The following is a 21,203-nucleotide window of genomic DNA, read 5'->3' on the forward strand; positions in this document are numbered from 1 at the left end:
TAATGGAACCGACATGCCCCAGGCATGGCCGCAGGCTGCTGATTGATCAGCGAACCGGGCCTTCTTCTCAGAAACTGCCCTCTTCCCAAAACCTGACGAACCGCTTCGCCCGCTGGCACGTCCATGCGCGCCGTCCGGATTCGTCCCGTATCCCGCCCGCAGTCGAAGCGTTGGCCTGCACGGCCTGGCGCCTGCCGACGCATCGCGGGGCCGTTCCCGTTTCAACCCACATGACGCAAGAGGTTCGCCGTGGCCGGCCCGATTGAGCAATTCGAAATCAAGACGCTGTTCAGCCTTGGGGAGGTCGCTGGGCAGGAGATCGCCTTCACCAACTCATCCGCCTTCATGATCGCGATCGTCGCCAGCGCCAGCGGCTTTCTGCTGCTCTCGACCCGCACCCGCGCGATTGTCCCTGGCCGTGCCCAGGCCCTCAGCGAAATTCTCTACGAGTTCGTACGGAACACGCTCAGAAGCATCGCAGGCGAGCATGGCATGCGTTTCTTCCCGCTGGTCTTTTCGCTCTTCGTCTTCATCCTGTTGGCCAATCTGATCGGAATGTTGCCGTTCGCGTTCACCGTGACGAGCCATATCTCCGTGACCTTCGCGCTTGCCATGCTCGTGTTCTGCACGGTGACGATCTATGGCCTCGTGAAGCATGGCTTCGGCTTCCTGCGGCTGTTCCTGCCGTCGGGCGTTCCCATCGTCCTTGCGCCGATCATCGTCCTGATCGAGGTCGTCTCCTATATCTCGCGACCGATCAGCCATTCGATCCGCCTGTTCGCGGTCATGCTGGCCGGCCATATCGCGCTCAAGGTCTTTGCCGGCTTTGTCGTCGGCATGACCGGTCTCGGTGCGGTTGGCATCCTTGGAGCGGTGCTGCCGCTGATCATGACGGTCGCCCTCACCGGTCTGGAGGTGCTGATGGCAATCCTGCAGGCCTACATCTTCACCATGCTCACCTGCATGTATCTCAACGATGCCCTTCACCCGAGCCATTGAGGCCGCACGAGACGGAGTATCAGCAATGGCTTGGATCTATCTGCTCTTTGCAGGCGTCTTCGAAGTCGTGTGGGCGTCGACCATGAAACAGTCCGAGGGCTTCACGAAGCTCGGGCCCAGCGTGATCACGATCGCGACGATGATCATCAGCTTTGGCCTGCTGGCCGTGGCGATGAAGTCGCTGCCGCTGGGCACGGCCTACGCGATCTGGACGGGAATCGGTGCGGTCGGAGCTTTCCTCGTCGGCATTTTCGTCATGGGAGAGGCCGTCACCTTCTTCCGGATCGCCAGCGTCAGTCTCATTGTCGCCGGGCTGATCGGGCTCAAGCTTTCGACGGCCTGATGACGCTCGCCTGCGATCATCGCAGACGAACGGCCACCCGGTTGGGTGGCCGTCTTGTTTCAGGGCATGTGCCGATGCGGATCGTTCGGCTCAGTTCGTCGCGAAGCAGTAGAACAGGCCGGCTCCCCCCGTGCCGCGCAGCGCTTCCTGGCTGCAGCCTCCCCGCGACGCATGCGAGGTGTTCCACGACTTCGCCGGTGGGGATTCGTCCAGGCCGCTGCGGTCATGGTGGCCGAGCATGACGGCGCCCTCCGCACCACTCTTGGTGTAGTTGCCGCAGGTCCGGTCCTCGCCGGGGCCGAAGGCGGTGCCGTCGGCCTGGGAGCCTGTGAGCATGTCGTGCTGGTTCGGTGTATCGCCGCGACCATTGACCGGCTCGCCCTTCTCGTTGAGCGCGGTCTGTTTGGTCAAGCCGGCCGCGCCGCCATGCAGGTCAGCGACGCTGGTGGCGATCACAGCTCCCTTGGCGTTGCGCCAGGGCCCTGGGCCGATGCGGTCTCGCGCGTTGACGTCTGTGGTGCTGCCAGTCGCCTGCGTGGAGAGATAGGCCCGCCAGGTCTTGCTGCCTGCACCCGCCGCCTGGGCAAGACTCTGGCAGATGGCGTCGGCGCCTGCGAGGCCGCCGAGATCGGCACCCTTCCCGGATCCGGCACTGGTGACAAAGAAGGTCATTTCGGGCGTCTGGGCCTGGGCCGAGCCGGTGGCAAATGCCAATAGTCCAGCCGCAGCGACAAGCGTGAAACACGTCACGCGCTTCATGTGGTCCTCCCTTCGTTCTGGATCGGTCTGTGCTTCGGTTCCCCTATTTCTCGGTCCGCCGGGGCTCAGAGTGACAAGTTAATCAGGTAACAACAAGGCTTTGGGGTCGGCGGAAACTAGCCGTGCCCCTGCGTCGTCCCGAGATTGTCCTCGATGGCTCGGTTGAGTTTACGCAGCAACGCAGCAAGGGCCTCGCGTTCTTCCGGCGAGAGATGGGTCAGGAAGGTCGCTTCGCTTGCCATGTCGACGCGGAAGGCCGCCTCCACCTTCGCGCGTCCGCTCTCGGTCAGCTCGACGGCCAGACTCCTTCCATCGGTGTCGGATGGCACACGCCTGACGAGGCCCGCCCTTTCAAGCCGAGCGAGGCGGTGGCTGAGGCTGCCCGAGGCGATCATCAGGCTGGTGTAGAGTTCGGTCGGCGTCAGGCGGAACGGCGCGCCCGCGCGGCGGAGCGAGGAGACGATATCGAATTCGCCGCGATCCAATCCAAATCCGGCGAAGGTCGCCTCGATGCTTGGGCGAACAAGGTTGGAGAGCCGGTAGGCCCGACCCAGCACGGCCATGGCGCCGGTATCGAGATCAGGCAATTCGCGCTGCCACTGTGCGCGCAGCCGGTCGACATGATCCTGGGTCTCGTCAGCGTCGGCCAAGGCACTCTCCATCAGCCAGAGTATCTTGACATGAAGATAGATTGATGAGCTAGTATCTTCATATGAAGATAGTTTGGCGGCACCGAATGCAGGGGCGTTCGATGCCGGCCTTCGTTCAAGCCGGAGACAGGCTCATGCCGCGCTTCATCTGCCGCCAATGCGGCGCCCGATTTCCCGATACGGCCACCCCGCCCGACGCTTGCCCGATCTGCCGTGATGAGCGCCAATACGTGCGCTGGGACGGCCAGGAATGGCTGACGCCGGGCGAACTCGCGTCCGGTCATTCCGTCGTCTGCAGCGAGGACCATGGCGTGCTTGGCCTGCGCATCGCACCGGCCTTCGCGATCGATCAGCGGGCGTTGCTGGTCGAGGCGGAGGAGGGCAATCTGCTATGGGACTGCATCGGGCTCGTGACGCCCGAGGCGGTCGAGGCGATCCGCGCGCGCGGGCCGATGATCGGCATCGCGATCTCGCACCCGCATTACTACACCGCGATGGCGGAATGGGCGGCCGCGCTCGGCGTGCCGGTCTATCTCCACGCTGATGATCGGCAGTGGGTGACCGAGCCGGACCCTGCCATCCGCTTCTGGGACGGCGAGGCGCTGAGGCTTGGTCCGACCTTGACGCTCTTGCGCTGCGGCGGCCATTTCGCCGGGGCGACCGTACTGCACCATGCCAAGGGGGAGGGCGCGCTCTATTGCGGCGACGTGCTGCAGGTGGCGCAGGATCGCCGCTATGTCAGCGTGCTCTATTCCTATCCCAACATGATTCCGGTCAATGCGGCGACGATCCGGCGGATCGCCGCGGTTCTCGAGCCCTTTTCCTTCGCAAGGATCTATGGCGCCTTCGAGGGAAGGGTCATCGCCGGCGACGGCAAAGCGGCGCTGGCACGCTCCTTCCGGCGTTATCTGGCCGCGATCGCCTGAGGGTATTCGATGGTTTTCGCACGCTGGACCCTTGCGATCGCCGGAAAAATCCGTATACAGCCGGCATCGCATCAGCCGCGCCGTTCGAGTGGTCGATGAGGATCGCCCGCCGATCCGCGTCGCAGCTGTGAATTTTTGACCGATTCGTCCGAAAGGCGGATCGACGGAGTAGAGACGATGAAGATCCGCAATTCGCTCAAGTCGCTGCGCGCCCGTCATCGCGACAACCAGCTGGTTCGCCGCAAGGGCCGCGTCTACATCATCAACAAGGTCCAGAAGCGCTTCAAGGCGCGCCAGGGCTGAGTTGACGCGCGGCTTTCGCTGCCGCGACGTTTTGATGCTGACTCCAGATTTGAAGGTGGGCGCGCTCGGCGCGCCCACCTTTTTTGGCATGAGCCTCTCGCCACGTCGTGATTTGACGCGACCGCACGAGCCCCTAATCTTGTGGGCATGAGCATTCCTCGTCTGCCTTCCGCTGCTCTTGCGCTTGTCCTGGCGACAGCCTTGCCGTTCGGGCTAGGCGCTGCCCTGGGGCAGGACAGCGCACCAGCGCAGCCTGGCACCGTGCCGCATTCGGACACGACGGATAATCCGGCGGCACCGGCTCCCGGTGCCTCGCGCAGCCCGGCTGCGACGCTGGATCGACTGTTCGAGCGGCTTGCTGCCGCCAAGAGCCCGGAGGAGGCCAAGGGCATCGCCAATCTGATCCAGCGGCGCTGGGCGCGATCAGGGTCGGATACGGCGGATCTCCTGATGGTGCGGGCGCAGGAGGCGATGCGATCCAAGGAGCTCGATCTCGCGATCGAATTGCTCGACCGCATCATCAGTCTCGAGCCGGACTGGGCTGAAGGCTGGAATCAGCGCGCCAACGCGCTCTTCCTCGCGGGCGATTCGATCCGCTCGATGATCGACATCGGAGAGGCGCTGAAGCGCGAGCCGCGTCATTACGGCGCGATGATGGGGCTCGGCACCATCCTACGGCAGCAGGGGGACGACAAGCGTGCCCTGATCGCCTATCGGCGGGCGCAGGAGATCTATCCGCAATTCGAGGCCATCAAGGACGCAGTCGATTCGCTGAAGACTGAAGTCGACGGCCGCGACGCGTAGGCCCTTGCGGTTCCCCAGTGAAACCAAAGCGAATGCGGCGACGTAAGCAAATCATGCTCCCGCGCGCCTTGCTCATTCTTCCTGCCCTTCTTGTTGCCGGCCTGCTCGCCAGGACGGAGTGGCTTGGCGTCGAAGCAGAACGACAGCATCCCCCCAAGGGCAGCTTCCTGACGCTTCCAGGAGGCAGGCTGCACTATGTCGAGCGCAAGCCGGTGGGCGAGATGCGCGGCACCGTCGTGCTCGTCCACGGAGCCTCGTCAGATCATGCCGACCTGCTGGCGACGCTCGGACCCGAGCTTGGCCATTACCGGGTGATCGCGCTCGACCGGCCGGGCCATGGCTGGAGCGATCGGATCGACGAGAACGCCATGGCTGATCCCGCTCAGCAGGCGACAGTCATCATGAAGGCTCTCGATCAGATCCTGTCGGAGCCCTTCGTGCTGGTCGCTCATTCGCTGGCCGGAGCGCTCGCAACGCGGATCGCACTGGATCACCCCGAGCGATTGCGCGGACTTGTCCTGCTTGGCGGCGTGACCCACCCCTGGCCTGGCGGCATTGCCTGGTATTATCACGCGGCCTCATGGCCTGTGATCGGCCCGGTCTTCACGCGATTGATCGGCGTGCCGGCGTCCGATGCCCTTTTGCGCTCCGGTGTCGAGAGTGTCTTTGCGCCGCGGCCGGTCACGCCCGGCTATGTCGCAGCAGGCGAAATCCGGCTGCTGCTGCGCCCTTCGACCTTCGAGGCGAATGCCCGGGATGTCGCAGCGACCCACGCCTTCGTCAGCGCACAGGCTCCGCGCTACCGCGATCTCAGGATTCCGGTGGTGGCGATCACCGGGGACAGCGACGCGATCGTGTCTCCGGTGATCCATTCCGCCGCGATCGCACGCGAGGCGCCGCAGGGGCGCTTCGTGCTGCTGCCGGGCGTCGGGCATATGCCGCATCACGCGGCGCCCGAAATCGTCGTCGAGGCAATCGACCAGTTGGCCGGACCGCGCTCGAGCCTCGCATTCGCGCGCTAAGGCATCGGCCCGAAAAGTGGATTGCGGTTTTCGGGAAAGCCGATGCAACACAAAGGGTCAGATCATCGGATACGATATCCGGTCCGATGATCTAAGGGCGTCAGGCCTTGGCGACGTGCTCCTTCGCGATGAAGGCGATACGCACCATGTTGGTCGCGCCCGGCGTGCCGAACGGGACACCGGCAACCACGATGATGCGGTCTCCGACCGCGGCATAGCCTTCGCGGACCGCGAATTTGCAAGCGCGGAAGGCCATATCGTCGATGTCGCTGGCGTCCTTGGTCACGACCGCGTGCACACCCCAGACCAGGGTGAGGCGCCGCGCCGTCCCGCGATTGGGCGTCAGCGCGATGACGGTCGAGTTCGGCCGCTCGCGGGCGATACGGAAGGCGGTCGAGCCCGAGGAGGTCCAGGCGGTGATGGCCTTGAGATTCAGCGTATCGGCGATCTCGTGGGCCGCCTTGGCGATGGCATCCGCGCCCGTGGCCTCGGGCTCAGCGCGTTGCGATTCGAGGATCGAGCGGTAGATCGATTCACTCTCCACCTCCTCGGCGATGCGGTTCATCATCGTCACCGCCTCGATCGGATATTGTCCGGCAGCGCTCTCGGCCGAGAGCATCACGGCGTCGGCCCCCTCGAAGACGGCAGTCGCGACGTCGGAGACCTCGGCGCGGGTCGGCACCGGAGCGGTGATCATGCTTTCCAGCATCTGCGTTGCGACGACGACGGGCTTGCCCATGCGCCGTGCCATGCGGGTGATGCGCTTCTGCGTGCCCGGCACCTTTTCCAGCGGCATCTCGACGCCGAGATCACCACGCGCGACCATGATCGCATCGGACGCCTCGATGATCTCTTCAAGCCGGAGCAGCGCTTGCGGCTTTTCGATCTTGGCGAGTGCGAGCGCCCGCCCGCGAACGATCTTGCGCAGGTCGGCCATGTCCTCGGGGCGCTGGACGAAGGAGAGCGCGATCCAGTCGACGCCGGCATCTGCTGCGGCTTCGGCGTCGGAACGGTCCTTGTCCGTCATCGCCGAAACCGGGATCGTGGTGTCGGGCAGGCTGACGCCCTTGCGCGATGAAAGCCTGCCAGCGACCGTGACGCGGGTCACCGCCTGCTTGGGGCTCGCCTTCTCGACGACGAGACGGATCTTGCCGTCGTCGAGGATGAGGGCGTGGCCGGGCTCAAGCGCACTCAGGATCTCGGGATGGGGCAGGTAGACGCGCTTCACGTCGCCGGGGGCAGGGTCGGAATCGAGGACGAAGCGCGCGTCCTTTTCCAGCATTACGCCACCATCGCCACCGAACTGGCCGACGCGCAGCTTCGGTCCCTGCAGATCGGCGAGAATGCCGACGGGGCGATGGAATTTCTCCTCCAGGCCACGCAACATGGCGACCCGCTCCGGCAGCGTCTCGCGCTGGGTGTGGCTCATATTGATCCGGAAGACGTCGACGCCGGCTTCGAACAGTTTGGCGCACATCTCCTCGCTGGCGGAAGCCGGACCCAGCGTAGCGATGATCTTGATCCGGCGTTCGCGCCTCATTCTTATGTCCTCATGGTCGCGGCGGCGTTGCGCCGGGGGTGGAATCGGTCAGCTGGATGGTCCAGCTCTTCTGCTCGCCGGTATCGACCTCGAAGAAGCCGGACCGGTCATATCCGCGGGCGAGGCAGTCCTCGATGCCTCGGATCGTAAATTCCTTGTTGCGCGTGCACATGATGGATTTGCCGGTCCATTCGCCACCCTTGTCGTAGTCGATGGCGTGCACGTAGTAGAACCTTGCCGCGAGCGTGCCGCGCAGCAGGGTCTCGCAGCCGCGCGGCGCGATGTTCCACCAGCCTTCGGTGACCCAGCCCTGCGCATCGCGATAGCCGATGGCGACACCGACGCGACTGCCCGTGGTGTTGCACATCCGCAGATCGGCGAGCGCGGGAGCCGCGCTTCCGAGAAGGCAGGCCAGCAGCAGGCCGAGGCGCAAGAGAGATCGGTCGAATCGGCTCGTCATGATCGTCTAAGGGTCGATCAGGATGACGCGGCAATCATTCACATTGGTCAAGGTCGGTCCCGTCCGCAGCAGGTCGCCAATGGCCTCGAAGAAGCCGGTGGAATCGTTGTCGGCCAGCGATTGGGCAGGAACGAGGCCGCGCTCCGCCGCTCGCGCCAATGTCGTCGCATCGATCAGCGCGCCAGCGGGGTCGGTCGCTTCGCCGCCGCCGCCATCGGTGCCGTCGGTGTCGCCGGACAACGCGACGATGCCCGGCTCCCCGCCAAGCGCAATGGCCAGAGCCAACGCATATTCCTGGTTCGGGCCGCCGCGGCCCTTGCCGCGCAGGGTCACGGTCAGTTCGCCACCGGAGATGATCGCGGCGCGCCGCGCCTCTGCCTTGAGGCGCAGGGCAAGCGCGGCATGGTCGGCCGCAACCTCGCGCGCCTCGCCTTCGAGATCGGCGCCGAGATCGATGGGCTCGTAGCCCGCGTCCCGTGCATTTGCGACCGCCGCCGCAATCGCGTCCTGAGGCCGGGCGATGATCTGGAATACGCTCCTGGCGAAGGCGGGGTCGCCAGGCTTCGGGGTTTCGCTGGCGTCGTGGGCAAGCAGCGCGCGCGCCGCTGGCGGCAGGTCGAGCCCATAGCGCGCGACGATGGTGCGCGCATCGGCCATGCTGCTCGGATCGGGGACGGTCGGGCCCGAGGCGATCACGGTCGGCTCGTCGCCGGGGACGTCCGAGATTGCGAGCGTCACGAGCCGGGCCGGCGCGGCGGCCAGCGCGAGACGGCCGCCCTTGATGCGCGAGAGCCGCTTGCGGACGATGTTCATCTCGCCGATCGGCGCGCCGGAACGCAGCAGTGCCTTGTTGACTGCCTGCTTCTCCGCCAGCGTCAGGTCACCTGCGGGTGCGACCCAGTTGGCCGAGCCGCCGCCGGAGAGGAGCACCAGCACCAGATCATCCGCGCTTGCCGAGCGGGCGAGTTCGAGCGCGCGTTCGGCGCTGCGAATGCTGCCTTCGTCCGGCACCGGGTGGCCGGCGGCGACCATCGGAACATGGCGCGTCGCGGTCTCGTAGCCATGGCGGGCGACGGCATGGCCAACAAGGCGCTCGGGCGACAGGCCGGAGTCGAGATAATGCGCTTCCGCGAGTGCGGTCATGCTGCCGGCGGCCTTGCCGGCGGCGAGCAGGATCAGGCGGCCGTTCCTGGGTGGTTCGGGCAGGTGAGCGGGAAGGCAGCCGGACGGGCGGGCGCGGTCGACGGCGGCATCGAAAATCATCCTCGCAATGCGCAGGGCCTCAGCCGAATCGTTCCTCACCTGCTGCAAGTCCACCCCGCCTTCCACCCGCTGTCACGTCGATTTGGTCGACTTTCGTTGTATGCTCTTCTATGTCGCTGGCCGGCGGACGTCATCAGGCATTTGCCGATCTAATCATACTTTTTGGAGCGCCGATGCGGTCCGATTTCCCGATGGCGGATTCCGCCATAATGCTCGCCCCAGGCGAGGTCGAGATCATTCCCGGCGATCCCGCGACGGGTATGCTGTTGTTGTGCGATCACGCCTCCAACGCGATCCCGCCCGAGCTTGCATCGCTCGGGCTGCCGACCGAACAACTCGCGCGCCACATCGCCTATGATATCGGTGCGGCCGAGGCGGTGCGCGCCATGGCGCGTGCGACCGGCGCGCCGGCCATTCTGACCAGTTTCTCGCGGCTGCTGATCGATCCAAATCGCGGGCTCGACGATCCCACCCTGGTCATGCGCCTGTCTGATGGTGCGATCGTGCCCGGCAATGCCCGCATCGACGAGGCCGGCATCGCAGCGCGGATCGCCCGCTATTACGCCCCCTATGACGCGGCGATCGACCACGCCGTCGAGATGGCAGTCGCCGCCGGCCATCCGCCGGCGATCGTTTCGGTGCACTCCTTCACACCCTATTGGAAAGCGGTGGCGCGTCCCTGGCATGTCGGGGTGCTGTGGGATCGGGCAGGGGTGCTGGCCCAGCCGCTGATCGCCGCCTTCCAGGCCGAGAGTGATCTCGTCGTCGGGGACAATGAGCCCTATCGTGGCGGCCTGCCGGGCGACACGATCGACCGACATGCCACCCGTCGTGGCCTGCCTGATGCGCTGATCGAGATCCGGCAAGACCTGATCGCGACGCCGGAGGCCGCGCGGGAATGGGGGCTGCGCCTTGCCCGCATCGTGCCGCCCTGCGTTGCGGCGCTGAATGCTGTCGCGATCGCCTGATGCGACAGCAGGACTGTTGAGCACTTTGTGCCAAAGGGCGGTTCGCGCTTGACGCCGGCCCCCGATCCGGGCGAACCCCTGCGGCCAAATCTATAGAGAAGGGTTTTGGAATGGACGATCCGGTTCAGGGCGATCAGCTCAAGAGCATCGTGCAGCGCATCGAGCGCCTCGAGGAAGAGAAGAAGACGATCGCCGACGACATCAAGGAGGTCTATGCCGAGGCCAAGGGCAATGGCTACGACGTCAAGGTGCTGCGCAAGGTCGTCGCGCTACGCAAGCGCGACCTGAACGAGCGCCAGGAAGAGGAAGCCATCCTCGAGCTCTATCTTCAGGCCGTCGGCGAGAGCGCCTGATCATTGCCTGGGCGAGCCTCGATAATTTGCACATCGACCTCGTCAGCTCACTGAATACTGTTTCACAGTTGGATTCACCCCGGCTCTCGCGTCGGGGTGAATCCATTCTGATCGCGTGCGTCTCAACTCTGAGTGAGGCCGCATTCCACGCGTTGCGACGCGGAGGTGATGCTCTCCCCGCCGCCCCGGCTTGGCGCGCTCAGAACTCTTCCCAACCGGAATCGCCGGCTCGGCTGTTAGCGACCTTGCGGGCGGGCGCCGGTCTGGCGGGCTCTGAAGGGGGAGCTTTGGCCTGAACGAAGGCGGCCTGGGCCAGCCTGCGCAGGCGAGCCGGTTCCGACCCGGAATTCGCGGCCATCGCGACCCTGTCGCCCGCACGCGTCGGCGGCGGCGCGGTGAAGAGTTTGATTGCCGGCGTCTGAGGCTGCAGATCGGCGAGAGCCGCCGCCTCAGGCCCGGTCTTGAATGCCGCGACGAGATCATTGAGCTGCGCGATGCGCCCGGTCAGCGAAGCTGCCGAGGCAGCACTCTGTTCGGCTAGCGCCGCATTCTGCTGGGTCATTTCGTCGAGATGCGCCACAGCCTGGCTCATTTCGTCGATGCCGTTGGCCTGCTCTCCTGCCGCCGAGGAGATGTCGGCGATCGTGGCTGCTACTTTCTGCGACGCTCCCAGGATCCGGGTCAGCGCATCGCCCGCCTGGCGCACCAGCTTGACGCCATCTCCGACCTCTGTGTTCGAAGAGGATATCAAGGCCGAGATGTCCTTTGCCGCCTCGCCGGAGCGCTGCGCGAGCGTGCGGACCTCGCTGGCGACGACGGCGAAGCCCTTGCCGGCATCGCCGGCGCGGGCGGCTTCCACCGCTGCGTTCAAGGCGAGGAGGTTGGTCTGAAAGGCGATGTCGTCGATGACCCTGATGATGTCGGAGATCTTTTGGGACGCACTCTCGATGCGGGCCATGGCGTCGACCGCCCGGGTCGCGATCGCGCCGCCAGACTGTGCCGTCTCCATCGCCTCGTTGGCGATCGAGGCAGCCTGGCGCGAGGCCTGAGCCGAAGCCTTCACCGAGGCCGCCAACTCCTCCGTCGTCGCGGCGGTTTCCTCTAGCGAACTCGCCTGTTCCTCGGTCCGTTTGGAGAGATCATCGGCGCCCAGGTTGATCTCGCGTGCGGCCAGCTCGACCTCGGCCGAGGTTGTCTGGATCGTGCGCACGGTCGTGGAGAGGCGGTCGACTGTCTCGTTGATCGCGCCCTTCAGTTCCGCGAACTTGCCACGGTAATCGGTGTCGACATGCACAGTCAGATCGCCCGCGGCCACAGCAGACAGTGCCTTGGCGAATTCGCTGGTCGCGCTGTCGACCACCGCATTGATCTCGTTGATTCCGGCCACGAGCTTCTGCATCTGCGGGTCGGCGTCATGGATCTCCAGCCGGGCCGAGAAGTCGCCCGCCGCAGCGGCCGACACCACTTCGCCGACATCCGAAACCACAGCCTCCATCGATTGCGCCCGCGCCAGGCGCATTGTCGCTGCTTCGCGTTCCTGCTCTTCGAGAGCACGGACCTTGACGAGATTCCCGCGGTACGCCTCGAGCGCATTGCTCAGAGCGCCGACCTCGTCGGGGCAGGGGGCGGCGGGAACAGCCCTATCAACCTCACCATCCTGCATCCGGACAAGCGCTTCATTCATGCCCGTCAACGGGTTCGCAATGCGCTTCTGGATGCCGCGCCAGCTCGCTGCGCAGAGGCCCAGCAGCGCGACCAGCAGACCACCAATCAGGGCGAGCCGGGTCAGGGCATGATTGGTCTGTGCCGCCGTGGTCGCCTGCATGTCGTCGAGCGATTGGGTTACCGCGTCAACAATGGCGGCGAACGGACCATTGCACATGGTTGTCCAGTCCTGGGCGCCAATGACGGCGCCGCTACCCTGGCCGAGCTTGCCAAGGAGCTGGTCCATCGTCTGGTTTGCGGTGGCGACTTCTCCGGTCGCGACCTCAACTTTGCGAGCGAGGTCGGGCGAAACACCGACACGTGTCGCAAGCTGCCTCAGTTGGGCCTGGGCGGCATTGCTTGCGCCGCGCAATTCGCCAAGCTGCTTCCACTGTACCGGTGTCAGCACCTGGCCGGAGCCAAGCGGTGCACGCAGCAAGGAGCATTGCGTACCGTAACTTGAGCGCAGCCGCCAGGCGGTGGCCTTGAAACCCTGGAGTTCGGCGAGTGCCGGATCGGCCAGCCGAACCGCGAGCGACGCCGCATCGGAGGCGTTCGTCAGTGCTGCCTCAATGTTTCCGACCGCATTATACCAAGGCATGGTCGCGGCCAGGCTACGCTGAGCCCGGGGCTTGGCCGCCTCCCCGTTGAGATCGGGGATCCGCCCCTGCATGGCCTTTTCAGCCTGCAGGATGGCCTCGGCAAGAACCCGATGCTCGGGCAGGTCAGCGGCGCCGAGTTTTGCTACGGCCGTTGCGATCTGGTTTCGCGATGTCTCCACGATCGCGCGGATCGTCGTGTCAGCATCGTCGTTTGCCTGCAGACTTGTTTGGGCCTTGCCACGATCGGAACGGATCGCATTCCCGGTGAGCAACAGGGCTCGGTCAGCCTCGACCAATCCGGAAAGCCGGTGGTTTGTGCGCACGTCGCGGACCGCATCGTAGGCGAGGTAGCCGAGCGTACCGAGTCCTGGCAGGCAGACTGCCGCCATCGTCGCCAGCAGGTATCGTCGAATGGAGCTCGGAAACATCATGATGCGCATCCAGAACGAAGTTTAGTCGGCAAAAATTGCGGCCATGGTCGACCATTTCCGGATCATTCGGCGAGTTCCGTTAAGATTACCTCTATTGCACGAAGCCGAGTGTCTGTGTTTCTCGCTCGACTGATCTTGGATATCGCGGGCGCCAATTCTATTGATGCGGTGAGGGATGCCGAAGGTCGGGCGTCAGAGGCTTGGTTCTTGGGCCGGCGGCGATGTGCGCAATGACGTATCGAACCCCGCGCGCTTCGCGGGGCGCGGCTGGGCGCCCATGCCGTGGTCTTCGATGCGCGGGCTGTCGGACACAATAGCTGTCACGCTCCTTCGCGCTTCCACGCGAGAGTGCTTCGCCTTCCGGCTCTGGCGCCAAGACGCGCGCACTCCTGACGCGTGCACTCCGCGTTGAAAGTGGTGGAACTCGCTCTCGACGCTTTCGTCGCTGCGTGCGAAGCTGCCCTTGCCCTCCACATTGCCCCGACTTGCCCGTATGCGTCGTCGTTCCTTTCTGGCCGGTTTGGCGTCGTGCGGAGTCACTGCGTTTGCGCAGCCGGTGCGCGCGACCGAACGCCTCAAGCATATCGCGGTCATGATCAGCCTCCCGCTGGACACCCCGATCGTCCAGGCGAGGTTGCAGGAAATCCGACAACGCCTCGCCGAGCGAGGCTGGATCGAGGGCCAGAACCTGCGCTTGGGCACGCGATTCTCGGGCTCGAGCGAGGCCGATCTTGCGCGAGCGGCGGCGGAGTTGGTCCGGGACAATCCCGATATCATCATCGTCAGCTCCAGTGCCGAAACCGCTGCTGTCCTCGCGTTGACCCGGACGATGCCGGTGCTGTTCGGCACGGCCTCTGATCCGGTCGGGAGCGGCTTCGTGCGTTCTCTGGAGCGGCCGGAGGGTAATGCCACGGGGTTCAGCAACAACGACCCGGTCATGGCGGATAAATGGCTGGAATTGTTGACCGAGATTGCGCCCGAGACACGCAGGGTCGGCGTGGTATTCAATCCGCGCACGACMCCTGCAGCAGGTGAAACCTATCTCGCGCGCCTGAGGGCGGCGGCTGCCTATGCTCGGTTGTCTCTTGGCCCGGTGGCAGTGATGGACCTGAACGGCATCGAGGGCGCGATCGCGGACTTCGCAGGACAGGGCAGCGATGGCGGGCTGGTGTTCCTGCCCGACAGCTTCACGTTCCGCCACGCGGCGCAATGTGCCAAGGCCAGCGCCCGGCATCGCCTTCCTGCCATCTATCCGTTCGACACCTTCACGCGCCAGGGCGGGCTGATGTCGTATACGGGGGGGCGGGACGAGGCGAGCGACCTCATCGCATCCTATAGCGACCTTATCTTGCGTGGTGCGAATGTCGCCGAGTTGCCGGTGCAGTTCTCGCGCAGCTTCGAACTGGTCATCAACGAAATGGCCGCCGCATCCCTGGGATTGAGCGTGCCGCTTTCGCTCCGGATTCGCGCGACACGGATCGTTTCGTGACGCAGGGCGAGACTTCTCGGCCGCGAGGTGCTCTTACCCGCAAATATGCGGTTTTCGTCGGAGTCGCGATCTGCCTCGCGCTTGGGCTCAATACGGCAATTGCAACGTTCTTCGCCTTCTCGGATCAGAGGGCGCTGGTGGTGCGCGTTCAGCAGGAGCAGGCCCAGGCCGCAGCGCAGCGGATCGGCGCCTTCGTGGCGGAGATCATGCAACACCTGGACTGGATCTCCCAAAGCGGCGCGAGCAACACTCCACTCGAGGAACGCCGCCTCGACGGCCTGCGGCTGCTGCGGCAGGTTCCGGCCATTCTCGAATTACGCCAGATCGATCCGGCGGGACGCGAGCAACTCTCGCTTTCGCGCGTCAGCCGCGACCAAACCGGTGGCGACGTCAACTGGTCGACTGATCAGGGTTTCCAGGCCGCCCTGGCGCAGGGCGGCTATTACAGCGATGTCCAATTCCGGCGCGGCTCGGAACCCTATATGATGCTGCTCAAGCGAGCGGCATCTCCGCACTGGGTTGCACAGGCGACCGTCAACCTCGTCTTCATCCGTGATCTGGTGTCCCGGCTGAAGGTCGGTGAGACCGGTCGCGCGTATATCGTCACGGGTTCCGGGCGGTTGATCGCGCATCCCGATCTGCGCTTCGTACTAAGGAACACCAATCTTGCCAGCCTGGTGAGTGCGCATGAGGCGGCCGGAGTGACCGGTGCAGGACTTTCGATGACGGATATCGAAGGCCGGAAAGTGCTGTCCGTGATGGCTTCGGTCCCGGACCTCGACTGGAAGGTGGTGATCGACCTGCCAGAGAGTGAAGCTTTCGCATCGATCAAGGCGTCGCTCCTGCGCTCGCTGGTGCTTCTGGTCCTCGCACTGTCCGCTGCCGTGCTGGCCGGCATCATCTTGAGCCGGAAACTTGTCGCCCCGATCAAGGCCCTCGGCGACGGCGCCGCGCGGATTGGCCGAGGCGAATTGGACGAGCGGATCAGCATCAACACCGGCGATGAATTGCAGCAGCTCGGCGAGCAGTTCAACCTGATGGCTCAGCGCCTCGAGGAAAGCCGCGCGGTTCTGGAGGACAAGGTCACGGAGCGTACAGCGGCCCTGGAGGCCGCTCTCGAGCTTGCTTCGGCCGGACAACGGGCGGCAGAAGAGGCGACGCGGGCAAAGTCCCGGTTTCTGGCGGTTGTCGGCCACGATATCCGCACGCCGCTCTCGGGCGTACTCGGGGTTCTGGAGCTTCTCGACCGTGGTCGCCTGAGCCAACGCGATCGCCGCCTCGTCGCCATGGCGGCGACCTCGGGCGAGGCCCTGGTCGATCTGGCCAATGCGACGCTTGACCTGTCCCGGCTGGAGGCAGGAACCGAAAGCCTGGATCTGCGCAATTTCGAGTTGGGCGCGCTCCTGAACGCCGCCGCGGCGCTGATGCGCCCCCTCGCCGAGCAGAAGGGACTTGTCCTGACACTGCGTCTGCCCCCAGCCGGCGGCCTGCAGTTGCACGGCGATCCCGGCAAGATCCACCGGATTCTGATCAATCTCTTGCGCAATGCGATCAGTTTCACGGAGCGTGGCGGAATCGAATTCGGCGCTGAGCTCCAGCCTTGTCCATCTGCGGAAAATTCAGAATTGACGCTCACGGTCCGCGATACCGGCATAGGCATCGAGCCGGCGATGCAACGCCACATCTTCCACGACTTTGTGCAGGTCGACCCGGACACGGGCCGGCGCAATGGCGGGGTCGGGCTCGGGTTGGCGATTTGCAGCAAGCTGAGCGAACTGATGGGCGGCACGATTTCCGTCGTCAGCGGTCGCGGGCAAGGCAGCACCTTCATTGTCCGTTTGCCGATGGTTGCGGCCAAGGCCGCCGCGCGGTCCGGGCCTATGGCGACGGCGCAGCTGCAACGCGTGCTCGTGGTCGACGATGATCCTGTGACGCGAGAGGTCGCCCGGGTCATGGTCGGGAAGGCCGGCCACAAAGTGCAGGCCGTGGCCTCGGGCGAAGCTGCCCTGGCAACGCTGCGTAATCGCGCCTTCGACATTGTCCTGCTCGATATGCACATGAGCGGAATCGACGGAATCGAAACCGCGCTTGCGGTCCGCGAGCTGCCGAACATCACGCAACCCCGGATCGTCGCGCTGACGGCCGATGTCTCCCCGGAGACGATGCGGCGGATGCGAGCAGCGGGGCTGACGGCGATCCTGTCCAAGCCCATTACTTCTGTAGCGCTGCTACAGGTCATAGGGCGCGGGAGCAGTCGCAGCGGCCAAGGTCCGGTCGTGTCCCTCTCAGTGGACCAGCCGGTCGACGCAAGCTTCTTCCAGACCCAGAGTCGACTGATCGGAAGCGAGCGCACGCGGCAACTCGTGGCGCTCTTCGCGACCGTATCCGAGAAAATCCTGAAGGGGATGCGGGCGGCGCTCCGGGCTGTCGACCGGGCCGAACTTAGCCGATTGGCTCACCAGCTCGCGAGTTCCGCCGGGGCCGTCGGCCTCGGGCGTGTCTTCGCACAAGCCAGTGCGCTGGAGCGCGACGCAATGGTCGCCGATCGCGAGGAGCTTATCCTCGCCATCGAAGCGCTCGACCGCGACCGTAGCGAGGCGCTGGAGACCCTGGACGGGTTCGGGGACAGGTCGGCAGCCGGAGCGGCCCGTCAGGTGTTGCGTTCGACTGGCATGCCGAGCTTGTAGCCGATCCCGCTGACGGTCGCGATCATGCCCGGCTTTCCACCATGTCCCAGCTTCCTCCGCAGACGCGCGACCAAGGCATCCACACTTCGCGCGTCGACATCGGTATAGCGATTGCTGACGACCTCGATCAGATAGTCGCGACTCAAGGGGCGGCCATCGCTTTCGACGAGAGCTGCAAGCAAGTCGAACTCGCCTCGCGTCAGGCGAATGGGGTCGCCATTGATCGTCGCGAGCTCACGCCGCAGAAAATCCATGATGAAGGGGCCAAAGGTGGCCGTGGTGCTGCGCCGGGCCATGTCCCGCTCGATCTTGCGGCGCCGCAGCAGGGAGCGGGTTCTGGCGAGAAGGTCACGCAGGTCGACGGGCTTGTTGACATAGTGGTCACCGGCAAGCTCGAGGCCGACGATCCGATCGATGTCGGCATCGCGACGCGTCACGAAGATGATTCCGGCGTCGGAAACCGATTGAAGCTCCTTTGCCAGCTCGAACCCGTCTCCATCAGGCAAGACGACGTCGATGAAGATCAGTTCCGGCTTGAAGCGCTGGATCGTCCGCCTGGCCTGGGCGATGGTCTCCGCCTCCTGGACGTGAAACCCCTGGTCGATGAAATATCCCGCGATGACCGCGCGGGTGACGGGGTCATCTTCGACGATGACGAGCCGCTCGCGGGGTGTCGTATCCATCGGTCCTTGGTCTTCCCTGGCCATCCGAACGTCAACGAGGCCGTGCTACATCATGGAGCGGACGATCCAACAGCGACTGACGCGCTGCAACCTGCCAAAGCCCCGTTTGTGAACGGCTGTTCGCTTTCCAATCGAAGCGGGGCGGTTTGCCTGCGGATAGTCGGCAAGTCGCCCTGGCCAGCCGGACAGCGCCCTTTGGGACTCGTGCTTCTTCCATGGCATGGCCGGCATCCTCGGTTCAAAGGCCTATTTCAAAGGGAGACACTTTCCGAGGGCAAACATGTCCAAACGCTGATCACATGCATGCGAATGGCCGTTCGGGTGCGCAAGGGCGACTGCTCGCAGCAGCCCTTGCGCGGGTTGCTTTATTTGATGCGATGGCCGCGCAGCAGGCGCTCCGGCGCGGCCCAGCCGACATAGCGGGGTTGGGTCCAGCGGGGAGCCACCTCAAGCGCCTGAACGGCGAGATAGCCGTCGATGCGCACCTCGTCCCAGGCATGCACCACCCGGCCGTCGCCAAGGTGAAGGCCGACATGGCCCCAGTTGGCGCGCCGGCCGAAGAGCTCACCCGTCATGTCGTAGAAAACGAAGGCGCCGCGCGGCACCGCAGCCGGCTGTGGCTCGGTGACGCATACTCGTCCGCGGATTCCTTTGCAGTACTGCCGCCGAAGATCTCGATGGCGTTACCGGCCTCGTAGGCATCCTCGACGAAGGCAAGGCAGCGGAAGGCGTAGTCGGGATTGCCGAGGCGAGCCGTCGCCCAGGCGATGGCTCGGTCGACATAGCTGTCGATTGGATCGGTCACGGTCTGTCGGTCCCGTTGTCAAATGGGAAGGGAGAGATGGGGGCGGTGCGTCAAGCAAGGGGTGCCATTCCATTCTCCATGGTCGGGACGACAGCGAGTTGCCACCAAAGGGCAGGCATCATGGCCTTTCGGGGGGCAAAGCGCAGGCAGGATCAGCGTTTCGGTCGAGCCAGTGCGTTCAGGAGTTCTGCTTCCGCAGCCGGGGCGAGAGGGCCTTCCGCATTGCGGTCCTGCAGGAAAGCGTCCGCTGCGCTGTCTCCGCTGGCAGGGCGATACCCACCCCCCGACGAGGGGGTGGCAATGACAAGCTCGGTGCGCCAGCGACCCTCGACGCGGCAATCGATGCCCTTCCAGCGATCTGCGCCCTGCGCGGCGCTGGCGAGCGTATATTCGCGGCAGAGCGTGCCGTCTCCCAGTCGATGTGACGAGACCAGCGCGATGCTGCCGCCGGCAGCACCGTGCGACCATGATGTGCTGCTGCCACTTGCCGAGCTGCCGAGCGCCGTGTCGAGAGCCGCGCGGGCCGATTGGAACAGGGCGACGCCGCTGGGGTCCGGGTTGCCAGGCGTTTCCGAGCCGATCCGGTAACCGGCGATACCGCCGACAAGCAGCGCAAAGCAGGCTGCCAGAGGCAGTTGCCAGCTCGGGCGGCGCGGGAGGGAGCGCGGGGAGACGGCCGGGGCGGGCGCTGCGAGGGTGGCGCCGACCTCGATCACTGCCAGGCCATGCCGACCTGGCCTGGCTCCGTCGGCGGCGCGAATCGCTGCGAGCAGGTGCGGCGGCACGGCCTGATCGGAGCTGCCGGCGTCCTCCAGCAGCGCCCGGCTTTCCACGAACAGGGCAAAGCGCTCGGCGAGTTCTGGCTCGGCCATGACCCGCGCATGCAGCGCATCGGCCGTGGCCTTCTCGAGTTCGCCGTCGGCCAGGGCCAGCAACATTTCGTCCGAAACCGCGCTCGTCATGATGTCTTGTCCATTCCAAGTTTCGCCGCGAGGCCCTGGCGGGCTCGCGAGAGCCGGCTCATGACCGTGCCGAGCGGGATCGAGAGCTGCTGCGAGGCTTCGCGGTAGCTCTTTCCGTCGACACAGACCATCATCAGCAGTTCGCGATGGTCGGACGGCATGGCTCCCAGTGCCTGTTGAACGGAATCGACGGTCAAGGCGACGTCGCCGACATGCCGGCCGTCTTCCCCGGCGAGATCGAGATGGTCCTCGAGAGCCTCGCTTTGTCCTTCGCTACGGCGCTTGCGGAGCGAGTCGATCCAGAGGTTGCGTGCAATCCTGAACAGCCAGGCATCGAGCCGGGTACCGGGTTGCCAGAGCGCCTGTGCCTTGAGGGCCCGCTCGCAAGTTGCCTGGGCGAGATCGTCGGCCTCGCTGGCCGAGCGGGTCAGGGAGAGCGCGAACCGGCGCAGCCTCGGCAGCAAGGCCACAAGCTCTCTGGCGAAGGCCGACAGGGGCGGCTCGGTGCCTGCCGACGCGGCCGTCGTTCCGGTGGAAGCCGTCATATGGGATTGGACGATGTCCAAAGTCGTATCCTTGTCGTCAGGATCAGCAGGCAAGATCGCGCATCGACCTATGGCTGCGCGGGCTGCGGCCGGCATTCCAGCAGACCCCAGCCAAAGACAGGGTCGCGGCCCGGCTCCCCGAGATCGGTCGCCTCGCTGGACAGTACTGCCACGAGCATCTGCGGCGTCGCGCCCTGATCGGCGGAGCGGCGCTGTGAGAACGCGAGGGCGACCAGTGGCGCGGCATAGGAGGTTCCCGAACGCAGCCGACCTGGGCGCAAGGCCTTGTCGGGCATCTGGATACGCACGCCAGGGGCCGCAAATGCGATATGTGCGCCGCGATTCGCGCGGGCGAAGACTTGGCGCTCGCGGTCGATGGCCGTCACCGCGACCGCCCATGGATAGGCCGCGGGATAACGCGGCTCGGTGCCCGGCCCGTCATTGACGGCGGCGGCGACTAGGTGTGCGGTCTCGGGATGAGATGGTGCGGATTGATTTTGAAGGGTGACGGGTCACTGATCCAGGCGTCGCAGATGGCCTGATAGGGCGTTCGCCATCGCAGCGCCTTGAGATGCTTGGCGAAGTTGTAGGCGGTAACGAAGACCAGGACGTGGGCCTTCAGGCTTTCCAGGCAATCGTAGTGGAAGATCTTGATCGTGGCGTCCTTGATTGTGCGGTTCATCCGTTCGGCCTGGCCGTTGGTCCATGGATGATAGGGTTTGGTCAGTCGGTGCTCGATGCCGAGCTCCCAGCAAGCGCGGTCGAAGGGATGGCCGCGCATCATGGCTGTCGGACCGGAACGGTTCTTGGGCAGATCAGCGAAAGCCATGCCGTTATCGGTAAGGACCGTGTGTATCTGGTAGGGGAATACCTCGGCCACAGCCCGCAGGAAGTCTGCGCCGATC

Annotated in this window: 22 protein-coding genes and 1 pseudogene; 10 read left to right on the plus strand and 13 right to left on the minus strand. The window is 65.1% G+C overall.

Translation table 11 applies throughout. From position 1 onward, the window contains the following. The first annotated feature begins 249 nt into the window (after positions 1-249). Together AC1DW9_RS08795 and sugE are read left to right on the plus strand one after the other, a co-directional pair. On the plus strand, positions 250-999 hold the full coding sequence (locus AC1DW9_RS08795; RefSeq protein WP_476775362.1) for a F0F1 ATP synthase subunit A: 750 nt from the start codon (positions 250-252) through the stop codon (positions 997-999). A gap of 25 nt (positions 1,000-1,024) precedes the next feature. Next, on the plus strand, positions 1,025-1,342 hold the full coding sequence (gene sugE, locus AC1DW9_RS08800; RefSeq protein ID WP_113511072.1) for a quaternary ammonium compound efflux SMR transporter SugE: 318 nt from the start codon (positions 1,025-1,027) through the stop codon (positions 1,340-1,342). A gap of 90 nt (positions 1,343-1,432) precedes the next feature. Here sugE and AC1DW9_RS08805 read toward each other — a convergent pair whose 3' ends face one another. Both AC1DW9_RS08805 and AC1DW9_RS08810 read right to left on the minus strand, forming a co-directional pair. Next, positions 1,433-2,101 carry a hypothetical protein gene (locus tag AC1DW9_RS08805; RefSeq protein WP_476775363.1) on the minus strand — a complete coding sequence of 223 codons (669 nt, stop codon included), beginning with the start codon at positions 2,099-2,101 and terminating at the stop codon, positions 1,433-1,435. Between the two features lie 116 nt (positions 2,102-2,217). Then, complete coding sequence (locus AC1DW9_RS08810; RefSeq protein WP_476775364.1) at positions 2,218-2,763, minus strand: MarR family winged helix-turn-helix transcriptional regulator; 546 nt, start codon at positions 2,761-2,763, stop codon at positions 2,218-2,220. A 122-nt stretch (positions 2,764-2,885) separates the two neighbouring features. Here AC1DW9_RS08810 and AC1DW9_RS08815 point away from each other — a divergent pair, with 122 nt between their 5' ends. The 4 genes from AC1DW9_RS08815 (at position 2,886) to AC1DW9_RS08830 (ending at position 5,806) form a co-directional block, all read left to right on the plus strand. Next, entirely contained in the window at positions 2,886-3,677 is a 792-nt protein-coding gene (locus AC1DW9_RS08815; RefSeq protein WP_441504346.1) for an MBL fold metallo-hydrolase, read from the plus strand. A gap of 177 nt (positions 3,678-3,854) precedes the next feature. Next, a complete protein-coding gene (ykgO, locus tag AC1DW9_RS08820) occupies positions 3,855-3,980 on the plus strand; it encodes a type B 50S ribosomal protein L36 (protein WP_038363015.1) in 126 nt (41 codons plus the stop codon). Positions 3,981-4,127: 147 nt separating this feature from the next. Further along, positions 4,128-4,784 (plus strand): tetratricopeptide repeat protein, encoded by a 657-nt coding sequence (locus tag AC1DW9_RS08825; RefSeq protein WP_476775365.1) that lies wholly within the window; start codon positions 4,128-4,130, stop codon positions 4,782-4,784. A 53-nt stretch (positions 4,785-4,837) separates the two neighbouring features. After that, positions 4,838-5,806 (plus strand): alpha/beta fold hydrolase, encoded by a 969-nt coding sequence (locus AC1DW9_RS08830; protein ID WP_441504348.1) that lies wholly within the window; start codon positions 4,838-4,840, stop codon positions 5,804-5,806. A gap of 100 nt (positions 5,807-5,906) precedes the next feature. On the opposite strand, the gene pyk is transcribed toward AC1DW9_RS08830, so the two are convergent. The 3 genes from pyk to AC1DW9_RS08845 are packed head-to-tail and all read right to left on the minus strand — an operon-like array spanning position 5,907 to position 9,069. After that, on the minus strand, positions 5,907-7,346 hold the full coding sequence (pyk, locus tag AC1DW9_RS08835) for a pyruvate kinase (RefSeq protein ID WP_441487924.1): 1,440 nt from the start codon (positions 7,344-7,346) through the stop codon (positions 5,907-5,909). Positions 7,347-7,356: 10 nt separating this feature from the next. Then, positions 7,357-7,806, minus strand: coding sequence for a DUF1036 domain-containing protein (locus AC1DW9_RS08840; protein WP_441487925.1), 450 nt, complete (start codon positions 7,804-7,806; stop codon positions 7,357-7,359). A 6-nt stretch (positions 7,807-7,812) separates the two neighbouring features. Then, positions 7,813-9,069 (minus strand): glycerate kinase type-2 family protein, encoded by a 1,257-nt coding sequence (locus tag AC1DW9_RS08845; RefSeq protein ID WP_441504349.1) that lies wholly within the window; start codon positions 9,067-9,069, stop codon positions 7,813-7,815. A gap of 173 nt (positions 9,070-9,242) precedes the next feature. Here AC1DW9_RS08845 and AC1DW9_RS08850 point away from each other — a divergent pair, with 173 nt between their 5' ends. Together AC1DW9_RS08850 and AC1DW9_RS08855 are read left to right on the plus strand one after the other, a co-directional pair. Further along, the gene (locus tag AC1DW9_RS08850; protein ID WP_476768270.1) at positions 9,243-10,037 is read left to right on the plus strand and encodes an N-formylglutamate amidohydrolase; all 795 of its coding nucleotides are present in this window, start codon (positions 9,243-9,245) and stop codon (positions 10,035-10,037) included. Between the two features lie 110 nt (positions 10,038-10,147). Beyond that, positions 10,148-10,390, plus strand: coding sequence for a DUF2312 domain-containing protein (locus AC1DW9_RS08855; protein ID WP_043233170.1), 243 nt, complete (start codon positions 10,148-10,150; stop codon positions 10,388-10,390). A gap of 199 nt (positions 10,391-10,589) precedes the next feature. Here the strand turns inward: AC1DW9_RS08855 and AC1DW9_RS08860 are convergent, their stop codons facing one another. Continuing rightward, positions 10,590-13,127 carry a methyl-accepting chemotaxis protein gene (locus tag AC1DW9_RS08860; RefSeq protein ID WP_476775366.1) on the minus strand — a complete coding sequence of 846 codons (2,538 nt, stop codon included), beginning with the start codon at positions 13,125-13,127 and terminating at the stop codon, positions 10,590-10,592. A gap of 592 nt (positions 13,128-13,719) precedes the next feature. On the opposite strand from AC1DW9_RS08860, the gene AC1DW9_RS08865 reads away from it, so the two are divergent. Beyond that, positions 13,720-14,616: an ABC transporter substrate-binding protein gene (locus AC1DW9_RS08865; RefSeq protein WP_476775367.1), complete on the plus strand. Its 897-nt coding sequence runs from the start codon at positions 13,720-13,722 to the stop codon at positions 14,614-14,616. Continuing rightward, entirely contained in the window at positions 14,613-17,303 is a 2,691-nt protein-coding gene (locus AC1DW9_RS08870) for an ATP-binding protein (RefSeq protein WP_476775368.1), read from the plus strand. The genes AC1DW9_RS08865 and AC1DW9_RS08870 overlap by 4 nt, the downstream gene beginning before the upstream one ends. Here the strand turns inward: AC1DW9_RS08870 and AC1DW9_RS08875 are convergent. From AC1DW9_RS08875 to AC1DW9_RS08905, 7 genes and pseudogenes are all read right to left on the minus strand, one after another. Then, positions 17,267-17,986: a response regulator gene (locus AC1DW9_RS08875; protein WP_476775369.1), complete on the minus strand. Its 720-nt coding sequence runs from the start codon at positions 17,984-17,986 to the stop codon at positions 17,267-17,269. The genes AC1DW9_RS08870 and AC1DW9_RS08875 overlap by 37 nt on opposite strands. A 365-nt stretch (positions 17,987-18,351) precedes the next feature. Further along, positions 18,352-18,591, minus strand: a complete 240-nt coding sequence (locus AC1DW9_RS08880) for a hypothetical protein (RefSeq protein ID WP_476775370.1) — start codon at positions 18,589-18,591, stop codon at positions 18,352-18,354. Continuing rightward, positions 18,558-18,791, minus strand: a complete 234-nt coding sequence (locus AC1DW9_RS08885; RefSeq protein ID WP_476775371.1) for a hypothetical protein — start codon at positions 18,789-18,791, stop codon at positions 18,558-18,560. Before AC1DW9_RS08885 ends, AC1DW9_RS08880 begins: the two co-directional genes overlap by 34 nt. A gap of 152 nt (positions 18,792-18,943) precedes the next feature. Beyond that, entirely contained in the window at positions 18,944-19,753 is an 810-nt protein-coding gene (locus AC1DW9_RS08890; RefSeq protein ID WP_476775372.1) for an anti-sigma factor family protein, read from the minus strand. Further along, the gene (locus tag AC1DW9_RS08895; protein ID WP_476775373.1) at positions 19,750-20,319 is read right to left on the minus strand and encodes an RNA polymerase sigma factor; all 570 of its coding nucleotides are present in this window, start codon (positions 20,317-20,319) and stop codon (positions 19,750-19,752) included. The genes AC1DW9_RS08890 and AC1DW9_RS08895 overlap by 4 nt, the downstream gene beginning before the upstream one ends. Before the next feature lie 47 nt (positions 20,320-20,366). Further along, positions 20,367-20,705, minus strand: a pseudogene (locus AC1DW9_RS08900) (S8 family serine peptidase); the annotation flags it as partial. 50 nt (positions 20,706-20,755) lie between these two features. Beyond that, a partial coding sequence (locus AC1DW9_RS08905; RefSeq protein ID WP_476855072.1) for an integrase core domain-containing protein occupies positions 20,756-21,203 on the minus strand: 448 nt, incomplete at its 5' end.

The sequence above is a fragment of the Allobosea sp. P4_E12 genome (assembly GCF_056401655.1).

Coding starts and splice junctions, on each gene's coding strand:
- AC1DW9_RS08840 (WP_441487925.1), bottom strand. CDS start 7,806: ATGACGAGCCGATTCGACCGATCTCTCTTGCGCCTCGGCCTGCTGCTG.
- AC1DW9_RS08890 (WP_476775372.1), bottom strand. CDS start 19,753: ATGACGAGCGCGGTTTCGGACGAAATGTTGCTGGCCCTGGCCGACGGC.
- pyk (WP_441487924.1), bottom strand. CDS start 7,346: ATGAGGCGCGAACGCCGGATCAAGATCATCGCTACGCTGGGTCCGGCT.
- AC1DW9_RS08860 (WP_476775366.1), bottom strand. CDS start 13,127: ATGATGTTTCCGAGCTCCATTCGACGATACCTGCTGGCGACGATGGCG.
- AC1DW9_RS08810 (WP_476775364.1), bottom strand. CDS start 2,763: ATGGAGAGTGCCTTGGCCGACGCTGACGAGACCCAGGATCATGTCGAC.
- AC1DW9_RS08875 (WP_476775369.1), bottom strand. CDS start 17,986: ATGGATACGACACCCCGCGAGCGGCTCGTCATCGTCGAAGATGACCCC.
- AC1DW9_RS08850 (WP_476768270.1), top strand. CDS start 9,243: ATGCGGTCCGATTTCCCGATGGCGGATTCCGCCATAATGCTCGCCCCA.
- AC1DW9_RS08805 (WP_476775363.1), bottom strand. CDS start 2,101: ATGAAGCGCGTGACGTGTTTCACGCTTGTCGCTGCGGCTGGACTATTG.
- sugE (WP_113511072.1), top strand. CDS start 1,025: ATGGCTTGGATCTATCTGCTCTTTGCAGGCGTCTTCGAAGTCGTGTGG.
- AC1DW9_RS08815 (WP_441504346.1), top strand. CDS start 2,886: ATGCCGCGCTTCATCTGCCGCCAATGCGGCGCCCGATTTCCCGATACG.
- AC1DW9_RS08855 (WP_043233170.1), top strand. CDS start 10,148: ATGGACGATCCGGTTCAGGGCGATCAGCTCAAGAGCATCGTGCAGCGC.
- AC1DW9_RS08845 (WP_441504349.1), bottom strand. CDS start 9,069: ATGATTTTCGATGCCGCCGTCGACCGCGCCCGCCCGTCCGGCTGCCTT.
- ykgO (WP_038363015.1), top strand. CDS start 3,855: ATGAAGATCCGCAATTCGCTCAAGTCGCTGCGCGCCCGTCATCGCGAC.
- AC1DW9_RS08830 (WP_441504348.1), top strand. CDS start 4,838: ATGCTCCCGCGCGCCTTGCTCATTCTTCCTGCCCTTCTTGTTGCCGGC.
- AC1DW9_RS08825 (WP_476775365.1), top strand. CDS start 4,128: ATGAGCATTCCTCGTCTGCCTTCCGCTGCTCTTGCGCTTGTCCTGGCG.